The following is an 11,707-nucleotide window of genomic DNA, read 5'->3' as shown; positions in this document are numbered from 1 at the left end:
CCTTTCATTAGAAAAGAGGAAATCATGGCCCTACCAACTATTGCGATTGTAGGCCGTCCCAATGTCGGAAAATCTACACTCTTTAACCGGATTGCCGGTGAGCGGATTTCCATCGTTGAGGATGTAGAAGGAGTCACTCGTGACCGCATTTATGCAACAGCTGAGTGGTTAAATCGAAAATTTAGTATCATTGATACAGGGGGGATTGATGACGTAGATGCCCCATTTATGGAGCAAATCAAGCATCAGGCAGAAATTGCCATGGACGAAGCAGATGTGATCGTCTTTGTTGTTTCTGGAAAAGAAGGGATCACGGATGCGGATGAATATGTCACTCGTATCTTGTATAAGACCCATAAACCGGTCATTCTTGCAGTCAACAAGGTGGATAACCCAGAGATGCGCAATGATATCTATGACTTTTATGCCTTGGGACTGGGTGAGCCACTACCGGTATCCTCTGTCCACGGGATCGGAACTGGGGATGTGCTCGATGCCATCATCGAAAATCTTCCGAATGATACAGAAGAAGAAAATCCAGATATCATCAAATTTAGCTTGATTGGTCGCCCAAACGTTGGAAAATCAAGCTTGATCAATGCGATCCTTGGAGAAGACCGGGTCATCGCAAGCCCTGTTGCTGGAACTACACGGGATGCCATCGATACCCATTTTACCGATGCAGATGGCCAAGAATTTACCATGATCGATACAGCTGGTATGCGCAAATCTGGTAAAATCTATGAAAACACTGAGAAATATTCTGTCATGCGTGCCATGCGTGCCATCGACCGTTCGGATGTGGTTTTGATGGTCATTAATGCCGAAGAAGGGATTCGGGAGTATGACAAGCGGATCGCTGGCTTTGCTCATGAAGCTGGGAAAGGCATGATCATTGTTGTCAACAAATGGGATACCATTGAAAAAGACAACCATACCATGAAGCAGTGGGAGGATGACATTCGCGATCAATTCCAATACCTTTCTTATGCGCCGATTGTCTTTGTCTCTGCTCTTACCAAACAACGCTTGCACAAGTTGCCAGAGATGATCAAACAGATTAGCGAAAGTCAAAATACACGGATTCCTTCAGCTGTCTTGAACGATGTGATTATGGATGCGATTGCTATCAATCCAACACCGACAGATAAAGGAAAACGCCTCAAGATCTTCTATGCGACACAAGTGGCAACCAAGCCGCCAACTTTTGTGGTCTTTGTTAACGAAGAAGAACTGATGCACTTCTCATACCTTCGTTTCTTAGAAAACCAAATTCGCAAGGCCTTTGTCTTTGAAGGCACTCCGATCCATTTGATTGCGCGAAAACGGAAGTAGGGAATACGAGACAAATGGATCAAAGTGGAGAAGGATATTTCAAATGATAAAATGCTCATTCTTCCAACTATGAAAACAACTAAAAGTAGCGCATAAGCGTTGCTTTTTTTAATAAGCTGGTAAAATGAAGTGGAGGATAGTCAGATGCGTAGTATCATAGTCCGGATATGCTTTATTCCTTAGCTTTTTTTAAGGTTGAGAAGAGTAAACTCATGAAGATCATGAGAGCTTTAGGTTTGTGTACTTATTATTTAAAATCTATCTGTATCTCTTGTTTCTCGGTTCGATCGTAAGCTTGGAGCTCTTGATCCTATTGTTGGGGATTTATTAAAAAATAGGTCGTATTTTTTGTGGGCTATCGGGATCTTTCTCCTCTCTATTTAGCTATTCTGTCTATTGTTCGCTCAGACGGTTAAAAGAGAAAAATCATGGATAGCTGATTGAGGTAACTCTATTACGAAATCAGGTGAAAAGCTGGGACAAGACTGTCTCAGTTTTTTTCTAAAAGTAAGTTAAAATCCTTTTAATAGTAAAATTATCTTTTCTAATTTTATCTTAAATATGGTATAATAAAGGGATTAATCTAAGGTGGTAAACATGGCAAAATTAATTCCTGGGAAGGTTCGTTCACAAGGGAGCCTTCTCTATGAAGCTGGGAAAGTTTCCCTTCAGGAAGTAAAAGAAAAATACCTGTATTTTCGGGTGGAAGAAGAAAGCTTGCGGTACAGTTTGGACGACGATGCCGTTTTTTGTAGCTGTGCTTTCTTTCAAAAGAAAAAATTCTGTACGCATCTAGCAGCTGTGGAAGCTTTTTTGAAGAATGATGACAGTGGGAAAGCAGCTCTTGCAAGTCTTGAAGAAGACGCCACGGCGACTGAAGAAACGCAGGAGAAGGTCTCTTTTGGAAGTTTGTTTTTAGACCAGGTCCTTCCAAAAATCGAAAAGAAAGAAACTCGCTATGTCTTATCAGCAGTCGGGCAGGAGGATGAATACTCTGGTCAATTCTTGTGGACCCTTCGCATTCGTCGCTTGCCAGACGAGCGTTCTTATGTGATCAGAGATGTGCTAGCTTTTTTGCAGACCCTTCAAAAAGAAGGCCACTTTGCAATTGGCAAAAGTTACTATGAACCCATTTCTTATTTAGAATTTGATGGGCCTAGTCAGGATGTGATCAATTTCCTACAAGGCTTGGTCACAGATAGTGGCTCGAAAGAGCAAGATTTCTTTCCCAATGCTGGGCGCCATCTTTATTTTCCACCGACTCTCTTTGAAGAAGCTGTAGAATTACTGATGAATTTGGATTCTTTCCTCTTGCAATACAGCTTGTATGATTTTTCTGAAGTCTATTTTCAGGATGTCCATGGGGAGGAAGATCTCTTTCATTTTCAGGTGGAAGACCATGGTGATTTTTACGAATTGATCATTACGGAGCCACAAGTGAAGGTTGTCGAGTCGGCTGTTTACCTGTTTCGAAATGGTGTCTTCTATCACCTGACGCCCCAACAGCGAACCCTATGGAAGGCCATCCAAGATCTTCCAATGGATCAGGATCGCAAAAAACGCCTGCATTTTGATCCAACGGATCAGACCAAACTTTCCTATAGTCTAAAAGAGTTCAAAAAACTGGGACAAATAACAGCCCCGACCAGCTTTTTAATCCACGATTTCACTCCGGAATTTCATTTTGATCTAGCACAGGATCAGACTGTATTACTGGATGTTGTCTTTCAATACCAGGATCGTGTGGTGACCACGCGTGAGGAACTTCTCAATCTTCCTTATTCTAGTGATTTCGATAAGGAGCAAGAAGTCTTTTCAACCATGCTAGCAGCAGGTTTTACGGATGATTTTTCTTCCCAAAGAAGTCCTTTATCAAGTGAGCAAATCTATCCATTCTTTCACCAACAGATCCCGACTTTTGAAGCCTTAGGAGAGGTTACCCTCTCTGATAGCCTTTTAGATCTTTATCAAGTGGAGCGTCCAAAAATTGATGTTAAAACCAATGGCAGTCTACTGGAGATCGGTTTTGACTTTGAAAGTGTGGATCCAGCCGAAGTGGACCAGGTCCTCAAAGCTCTAGTAGGGCAAAAAGACTATTTTGTCAGCCATACAGGGAAAGTTCTTGTCTTTGATGAAGAAACCAAGAAGATCAGTCGAGCCTTAGCAGATCTGCGGGCGAAAATGAGCAAGGGTGGGAAACTACAAGCCCGCCGGATTGCCGCTTATCAGCTATCTGATTTGTTGGCAGATCAAGACAATGTTCATTTTTCAGAAGACTTTCGAAATTTAGCTCATGATTTGACTCATCCAGAAGACTTCCAACTCCCTCAGATGACAATCCAAGCGACCCTAAGGGATTACCAAGAAACAGGGGTTAAATGGTTCTCCATGTTAAATCATTATGGTTTTGGTGGTATTTTAGCGGATGATATGGGGCTTGGGAAAACCCTGCAGACTATTTCCTTCTTGACCAGTGTCGCAAAAAAAGAAACTAAAATCTTGATTCTAGCTCCATCTAGTCTCATCTACAATTGGAAACAAGAATTTTCAAAATTCGCTCCTCAGATGGAAGTGGCAGTCGTCTATGGTCTCAAGCAGCACCGAGATGAACTCATCGCAACCAATCCACAGGTAGTTATCACTAGTTACGCGTCTTTTCGTCAAGATGTGGAGGAATACCAGAAGAATCAGTATGAGTACTTGATTCTAGATGAAGCCCAGGTCATGAAAAATGCCCAAACCAAGATTGCCCAACACTTACGTGGCTTTGAGGTTCCGCATGTGTTTGCCCTATCTGGGACACCGATTGAAAATCATGTGGGTGAACTCTGGTCCATTTTCCAAATTGTCCTTCCAGGGCTCTTCCCAGCTAAAAGAGAATTTCAAAAATTGAGTCCTGAGACCATTGCACGATTTGTCAAACCTTTTGTCATGAGACGGAAAAAAGATGAAGTGCTCCAAGAATTACCGGACTTGATTGAAACAACCTACCACAATGAGTTGGATGAAAGCCAAAAAACGATCTATTTGGCTCAATTAAAACAAATTCAAGATCGGGTTCGAAGCTCTAGCGAGGAAGAACTAAATCGGAGTAAGGTGGAAATTCTCTCGGGTCTCATGCGCCTTCGCCAAATCTGTGATACCCCCGCCCTCTTTATGGAAGACTATCAGGGAGATAGTGGGAAATTGGAGAGCCTTCGAGATCTTTTGGGTCAAATCAAGGATGGCGAACACCGGGTTTTGATCTTCTCTCAATTTAGAGGCATGCTGGATATCCTAGAGCAGGAGATTGACCAGCTTGGCATGACCTCCTTTAAAATCACAGGTTCTACTCCCGCTAAAGATCGACAAGAAATGACCAATGCTTTTAATGCAGGTGAGCGCCATGCTTTTCTCATTTCTCTGAAGGCTGGAGGGGTTGGATTGAACCTCACTGGTGCCGATACGGTCATCTTAGTCGATTTGTGGTGGAATCCTGCAGTGGAAGACCAGGCTATTGGACGTGCCCATCGAATGGGACAGGAACAAAATGTTGAAGTTTACCGCATGATTACTCGTGGTACGATCGAAGAAAAAATCCAAGAACTACAAGCTTCCAAAAGACACTTGGTCTCAACGATTTTAGACGGAACGGAAACACGATCTAGTTTATCGGTTGAGGAAATTCGTGAGATTCTTGGAATTCAGTCAGAATAGCTTGAAAAATTCTGTGAATAGTTTATAATTAATGGAGTGTCGAAAGGAAGAAAGCATGACAGAAAAATATTTTCCTCAAGTAGGGGATAATGAGTTGATGTTAACAGAGATGCCCCACATGAACCTGTATGATGAAACAGACTTGATTAGTAACATTACAGGCGACTATGTGGATAAAAATTATTTGGAATGGCAACCGATTGCTGAAAATACCAAACCTAAGCATCCTTACCACCAACCATTAGAAGAGCCCCTACCGAAAAGACGGCCAGTAAGAAAACCTGATTTTAAAGAGCCGATTGATAAAAAAAGCCCAGCCAATCGTTATGCAGAGAAAGCGAGAGAGCGCGCTCGTGAAGATCTGAAAAAGAAACGCACAGCTCCCTATCTGACAACGGATCCAGCAGCTACTACAAGTAAACGGAAAAAACCATTTATTTCTGAACGAAAACCTGGTCAGCCAACGGCTCCCTTCCAAAAGGAAAATCCGGGTGAATTATTGAAATATAGCAAACGATTACGACAAGATCAGTTGATCCTTGCAGAGTTCGAATCTGCAGGAGAACCAGAAGTGGCAGAACCGACTGAAAAGAAAAACAATTATGATTTCTTAAAGACTAGCCAAATATACAATAAAGATCAGCACAAGTTGAAACCACAGCCAATCAAACAAGAATTGGATTTAACCCATCTAGATCAAGAATAAGGAGAAAACATGTCTAATACATACCATTTTATTGGAATTAAAGGAGCAGGGATGAGTGCTTTAGCCCTCATGCTTCACCAAATGGGACATACGGTTCAAGGGTCAGATGTTGAGAAGTATTACTTTACGCAACGTGGCTTGGAACAAGTAGGAATTCAAATTTATCCATTTGATGTGAAAAATTTGGAAGGCGACAAGATCCTCATTGCCGGGAATGCTTTCCGTCCAGATAACAATGTGGAAATTGCTTATGCAGATGAGCATGGCCTAACTTATAAACGCTACCATGAATTCCTTGGTGAATTTATGCGTGACTTCGTCAGCATGGGGGTTGCCGGAGCACACGGAAAAACCTCGACAACAGGGATGCTTTCTCACGTCTTATCAAATATCACTGACACCAGTTATTTGATTGGTGACGGGACAGGTCGTGGCTCTGCAGCAGCCAAATACTTTGTCTTTGAATCAGATGAGTATGAACGCCACTTTATGCCTTACCATCCTGAATACAGCATCATCACCAATATTGACTTCGACCATCCAGACTATTTCACGAGCTTGGAAGATGTCTTTAATGCTTTTAACGATTATGCCAAACAAATCAGTAAGGGCCTCTTCATCTACGGAGAAGACAAAGAATTGCGTCGGATTACCTCATCAGCACCAATTTATTACTATGGTTTTGATAAGGAGACGAACGATTTTGTGGCAAGCAACTTGCTTCGCTCAACGACAGGTTCAACCTTCAACGTTCATTTCCGTGGAGAAGATTTGGGGCAATTCCATATCCCAACATTTGGTCGTCACAACATCATGAATGCTACAGCAGTCATTGGTTTGCTTTACATTGCAGGATTTGATTTAGATTTAGTCCGCGAGCATTTGAAGACCTTTGCTGGAGTGAAACGTCGCTTTACTGAAAAAGTAGTCAATGGAACAGTGATCATCGATGACTTTGCGCACCATCCAACGGAAATTATTGCAACCTTGGATGCGGCCCGTCAAAAATACCCAAGTAAAGAGATTGTGGCCATTTTCCAACCACATACCTTTACACGGACCATTGCCTTGTTGGATGAATTTGCTGAAGCGTTGAATCAAGCAGATGCTGTTTACTTGGCACAGATCTATGGTTCTGCACGGGAAGTCGATCACGGCGATGTGAAAGTTGAAGATTTGGAAGCAAAAATTGTCAAACGCTCAGCGATTATTACAGCTGAGAATGTTTCTCCTCTTCTTGACCATGATAATGCAGTCTATGTCTTTATGGGAGCAGGAGATATTCAAACCTATGAATACTCATTTGAGCGTTTATTATCTAGTTTGACACATAGTGTACAATAAGAGATGATTGAGTCTGGAATCGATTGATTCCAGACTCAAATTTATCTGTCCAATGAAGGAGTATGAGATGAGGAAAGCAGGATGATGATTCGATCAATCACCCCAGCTGATCAAGAACAGCTGCTGTTACTAGAAGAAGAACTTCATGGCAATGAAGGAAAGGAGCACAGGGCCACTCTTGAGGAAGCGCTAGGTTCGAAGGAAGCCATTTCTTTGCTTGCAGAGCAGGCGGGGGATGCTGTGGCTTACTTGTTAGCGACAGAAGATCAGCATGTAAAGGGGGACCTCATCGTATTGCGATTGGCAGTTAGACCAGCCTTTCAAGCTCAGGGATATGGTTCGATTTTGATCGCTGCTTTAAAGGATCTAGCTGTTCAAAAGGAAAAGGAAGCCATTTGGATCGATTGCCCAGAAGACTTACTATCTTATTTTTCCCAGCAAGGATTTCGAGATGAAGCTGAGTCTGATCGAGGTGTCCATATGGTTTGGGAACGATAGAAGGGGTAAATGATGAAAGAAAAGATTCACATTAGACAGGCAGAGCTGCAGGATTTGGATGCCATCGAGCGTATTGAGCTTGAGAATTTCTCAGAAGAAGAAGCGATTGCGCGTGAGATTTTAAAAGATCACATCGAAAAGATTCAAACGACATTTCTTGTAGCAGAGTGCCAGGGTCAGATTTTAGGCTATTTAGAAGGCCCTGTTAGACCGGAGCGCTATTTGATCGATTCCTCTTTTTCAGAGGTTGAAGATCTAAGTCAGTTAGAACAGGGCTATATTTCCATTACGAGTCTATCCATTGCTAAAGAAGCCCGAGGGCTAGGGGTTGGAACCCTCTTGCTTGAGGCAATGAAAGAGATTGCGATTAAGGATGGCCGTCAAGGGATCAATTTGACCTGTCATGATTATTTGATTCCTTATTACGAAAAGCAAGGATTTACTAATGAAGGTCTTTCAGAATCCCAATATGCGGGTGAAGTTTGGTACAATCTGGTCTGGGAAAACGAAAACCTTGATTAAATAGGTATTTTGAAGAAGAAGGGTGATTTGTATTGCTTTTCTAAATCTTTTAAGATATAATATTAAGGATTATGATGAGGGAGGTCAATTATTTGACTGATAAATCACAAGACAGTGAGAAGTTATTAAGCTTCAAAGAGCAGATCCTCAGAGACTTAGAAGAGGCCAATGAGCAACTTCTAAAGATCGAAAAAGAGTATGATCTACCTGATCGAAGCATTGAAACCCCTTCTTCACTGAAAGAGGAGGAAGAAGCAACACCACCTCCAAAAGTAGAAGAATCTGCGTTGGCTCCCAAAGAAGAACCAGTGGAGCCGGTAAAGGCGACTCCTGCTGTGGAAGAAAAGAGTGAGCTTACAAAGCCTGCTAAAAAAGAACCAAGTCAGGAACCGGTAGAGGAAAGCTTATCGCGCTCTTCTCGTAACCAGCGCCAACAAAAACAAAAGAAACAAAATAAAATCGCTAAACGAATTGTGCGGACAGTGGTCAGCCTTTTGCTGATTGTGATCGTGGCTACAGGGATCTTTGCTGTGACCTATATCCATTCAGCTGTCAAGCCGATGGATAAAAATGCAACAGAATTCGTAACGGTTGAGATTCCAGCAGGTTCAAGTAATCGTGAGATTGGCGCGATCCTTGAGAAAAAAGGACTCGTGAAAAATGGTCAGTTCTTTAACTACTATACCAAGTTCAAGAACTATAGCAATTTCAAATCCGGTTATTTCAATTTGCAAAAGAGCATGGATCTAGAAACCATCATCCAAAAACTGCAAGAAGAGGGAACCAAAACTCCTCAGGCTCCAGTTCTTGGAAAGGTCACGATTCCAGAAGGCTATACGATCGATCAGATTGCGACGGCTATCACCACCGATGTCTCCACTAAGAAGGCAGGCAAGACTCCATTTAAGAAAGAAGATTTCTTGAAGGCTGTCCAAGACGATGCCTTTATTGAGAAGATGGTGGCCAAATATCCTAAGCTCTTGGCGAATCTGCCAAGTAAGGATTCTGGTGTTCGTTACCGTTTAGAAGGTTATCTCTTCCCAGCAACTTATAACTATGGGAAAGATACCACAGTGAAAGAAATGATCGATCAGATGCTTGCGGCAATGGATCAAAACTTAAGCCCATACTATGAAACACTTGAGAGCAAGAACATCAATGTAAACGAAGTATTGACTCTTGCTTCCTTGGTTGAAAAAGAAGGGGCGACGGATCAGGACCGCAAAGATATCGCGAGTGTCTTCTATAACCGTTTGAACCAAGACATGCCTTTGCAAAGTAATATTGCAATTCTTTATGCAGAAGGGAAACTTGGTCAAAAGACGACCTTAAAAGAAGATGCAACGATCAATACAGAGCTGGATTCACCTTATAATATTTATAAGAATACCGGCTTGATGCCTGGCCCAGTGGATAACCCTGGAGTATCAGCGATCGAAGCGGCGGTGAACCCAAGTAAGACCGATTACTTGTATTTTGTCGCAAATGTCGAAAATGGTGAAGTTTTCTTCGCTAAGACATACGAAGAACACAATAAAAATGTTGAAGAACACGTCAATAGTAAATTGACACAAGCAAGTTCAAACTAGAAAAAGCATGTGGCGCGTCCACAGCTTTTTCATTCAAATAATAGAAAGAGAAGAATAATGGCAGAAAAAACATACCCAATGACCCTAGCAGAAAAAGAAAAATTGGAACAAGAATTAGAAGAATTGAAATTGGTCCGTCGACCTGAAGTGGTGGAACGGATTAAGATCGCTCGTTCGTATGGTGACCTCTCAGAAAACTCTGAGTACGAAGCAGCAAAAGATGAACAAGCTTTTGTGGAAGGTCAAATCTCTAGCTTGGAAACAAAAATCCGTTATGCGGAAATCGTCGATAGTGACGCTGTTGCAGTAGACGAAGTAGCGATCGGAAAAACCGTTACAGTTCAAGAAGTTGGCGAAACAGATGAAGAAGTATACAGCATCGTCGGTTCAGCAGGGGCAGATGCCTTCGCAGGAAAGATCTCTAACGAAAGCCCAATCGGTCATGCTTTGATTGGTAAGAAGACAGGTGACGTTGTCACTGTTGAAACACCAGCTGGAAGCTACCAAGTGAAAATTTTGAATGTAGAAAAAACAGCGTAAATATAAAAGCAGGCTCTCCTAGAGGGCCTGTTTTTTTGTGCTCTTAATTCCCTTGTGAGGGTGAAAATTCTTCGTTGACAATCAAAAAAGCACTTGAATCTTAGGTTCAAGTGCTGCTTTATTTCGCTAGAATTTAGTAGTTTGTACTACTTTCTGTTACGTTGTTTTCCTGCATTGCGGTTGTTTTTTGGTTTGTGTTGGATTTGTGTCGTTGCAGTGGGTGTGACATCTTTTTTCACGCGGTGACTAGTCGCTTTTGGAGGATTGTTTTTGTATTCCTCAGCGACCCGTTTGCGAAGATTTGGACGAATCAAGTAGTTGATGACAAATTGTTGGATAATTTGGATCACCCCACCGACTACCCAGTAAAGAGTCACTCCGGCTGAAGAGATCAATGAGAAGACACCGATCATAATCGGACTCATCAGTGATGCTTTGCGCATGCTTTCCTTTTGGGTTTCATCTTCAATTCCATGAAGAGAGAGCATACTTTGGATATAGTAAAGAACCGCAACGATAGCCGTCAAGAGCAAGCTTGGTTTTCCAAGAGCAATGCCAAGGAAGCTACTATCTGCTACCCCTTTGGTGTGTTGAGCTGCAAAGAAGAGAGCTGAGAAGAATGGCATTTGGATCAAGAGTGGTAAACACCCAACTCCACCAAACATGCTAACACCATTTTCACGTTGAGCGGCCATTAACTCCTGTTGCGCCAATAGCTTTTCTTCTTGTGTGCTAGCATTCTTCATGCGCTCTTGGATTGGCCCAAGGATAGGTTTTAAGTAGTTCATCTTTTCAGATTGGTAGGTTGCCTTCCATGATTGGTACAAACCAAGTGGCAAGATGATTAACCGCACGATCAAGGTGACGATAATAATCCCGATCCCAAAGCCCAAGCCAAGGTTGTTGGCAAAGAATTTGATGGCTTCGCCCATCGGACGGCCAAGAAGATTCCAGATCAATCCAGTCGGATTTCCAGTTTTCCGATCGACACTCACGCATCCTGACAAGAAGACAAGCGAAGCTAGTCCCATCGATGCAAGTAATGCAAGTTTATTTTTTTTCACAAATAGTTCCTTCTTTTTTAAAATGTTACCTTTCTATTCTACTGTTTTTTTTGAAAATACACAATAGTTCTCTAGTCTTAATTTGCAATTTTGAAGTCTGTATAGTTTTCAAAGTTTGCGAGCGTAACATCTAAATAAGTCACATGTGCAAAAGGTGTAGGACCTTTACGAATTTCTTGGATGAATTTGGCCATTTGGCTACTAGACTCTGCCTGGGCCAGAATGCCAACCGTTCCGTCGTCATTATTCCAGACACGGCCAGTAATCCCACCAATCTCTAAAGCAAGACTGTACACTCCCCAGCGAAAGCCAACCCCTTGAACCCGTCCTTGGGCAATCATTTTTACCTTTTGCATGTGCGACCTCCTTGACTCGAAGAAATCTATCTGAGGCATGATTTCTTCTTTTTCTTT

The 11,707-nt window shown here is 42.2% G+C and carries 10 protein-coding genes; 8 read left to right on the top strand and 2 right to left on the bottom strand.

Going from position 1 to position 11,707, the window contains the following annotated elements; translation table 11 throughout:
* Window positions 1-24 precede the first annotated feature (24 nt).
* From der to greA, 8 genes are all read left to right on the top strand, one after another.
* Window positions 25-1,335, top strand: coding sequence for a ribosome biogenesis GTPase Der (der, locus tag QM351_RS05160; protein ID WP_031575509.1), 1,311 nt, complete (start codon window positions 25-27; stop codon window positions 1,333-1,335).
* 597 nt (window positions 1,336-1,932) lie between these two features.
* Complete coding sequence (locus QM351_RS05155; protein ID WP_223345054.1) at window positions 1,933-5,031, top strand: DEAD/DEAH box helicase; 3,099 nt, start codon at window positions 1,933-1,935, stop codon at window positions 5,029-5,031.
* A 55-nt stretch (window positions 5,032-5,086) separates the two neighbouring features.
* Window positions 5,087-5,737, top strand: coding sequence for a cystathionine gamma-synthase (locus QM351_RS05150; RefSeq protein ID WP_070586997.1), 651 nt, complete (start codon window positions 5,087-5,089; stop codon window positions 5,735-5,737).
* Between the two features lie 9 nt (window positions 5,738-5,746).
* Complete coding sequence (gene murC, locus QM351_RS05145; protein WP_024054775.1) at window positions 5,747-7,081, top strand: UDP-N-acetylmuramate--L-alanine ligase; 1,335 nt, start codon at window positions 5,747-5,749, stop codon at window positions 7,079-7,081.
* An 81-nt stretch (window positions 7,082-7,162) separates the two neighbouring features.
* Window positions 7,163-7,579 (top strand): GNAT family N-acetyltransferase, encoded by a 417-nt coding sequence (locus tag QM351_RS05140; RefSeq protein ID WP_414326816.1) that lies wholly within the window; start codon window positions 7,163-7,165, stop codon window positions 7,577-7,579.
* Window positions 7,580-7,591: 12 nt separating this feature from the next.
* Complete coding sequence (locus QM351_RS05135) at window positions 7,592-8,101, top strand: GNAT family N-acetyltransferase (protein WP_414327020.1); 510 nt, start codon at window positions 7,592-7,594, stop codon at window positions 8,099-8,101.
* 71 nt (window positions 8,102-8,172) lie between these two features.
* On the top strand, window positions 8,173-9,690 hold the full coding sequence (gene mltG, locus QM351_RS05130) for an endolytic transglycosylase MltG (RefSeq protein WP_195227442.1): 1,518 nt from the start codon (window positions 8,173-8,175) through the stop codon (window positions 9,688-9,690).
* 57 nt (window positions 9,691-9,747) lie between these two features.
* Window positions 9,748-10,230, top strand: coding sequence for a transcription elongation factor GreA (gene greA / locus QM351_RS05125; protein WP_003005389.1), 483 nt, complete (start codon window positions 9,748-9,750; stop codon window positions 10,228-10,230).
* Window positions 10,231-10,376: 146 nt separating this feature from the next.
* Here the strand turns inward: greA and yidC are convergent, their stop codons facing one another.
* Window positions 10,377-11,294 (bottom strand): membrane protein insertase YidC, encoded by a 918-nt coding sequence (gene yidC, locus QM351_RS05120; protein WP_003008377.1) that lies wholly within the window; start codon window positions 11,292-11,294, stop codon window positions 10,377-10,379.
* Between the two features lie 77 nt (window positions 11,295-11,371).
* Window positions 11,372-11,650, bottom strand: a complete 279-nt coding sequence (locus tag QM351_RS05115; RefSeq protein ID WP_023918900.1) for an acylphosphatase — start codon at window positions 11,648-11,650, stop codon at window positions 11,372-11,374.
* Between the last annotated feature and the right edge of the window lie 57 nt (window positions 11,651-11,707).

This window comes from Streptococcus parasanguinis, assembly GCF_047465465.1.
Lineage (GTDB): Bacteria > Bacillota > Bacilli > Lactobacillales > Streptococcaceae > Streptococcus > Streptococcus parasanguinis_AI.
Note: the sequence above shows the minus strand (reverse complement) of the source record. Positions and strands in the feature narration are given on the sequence as shown.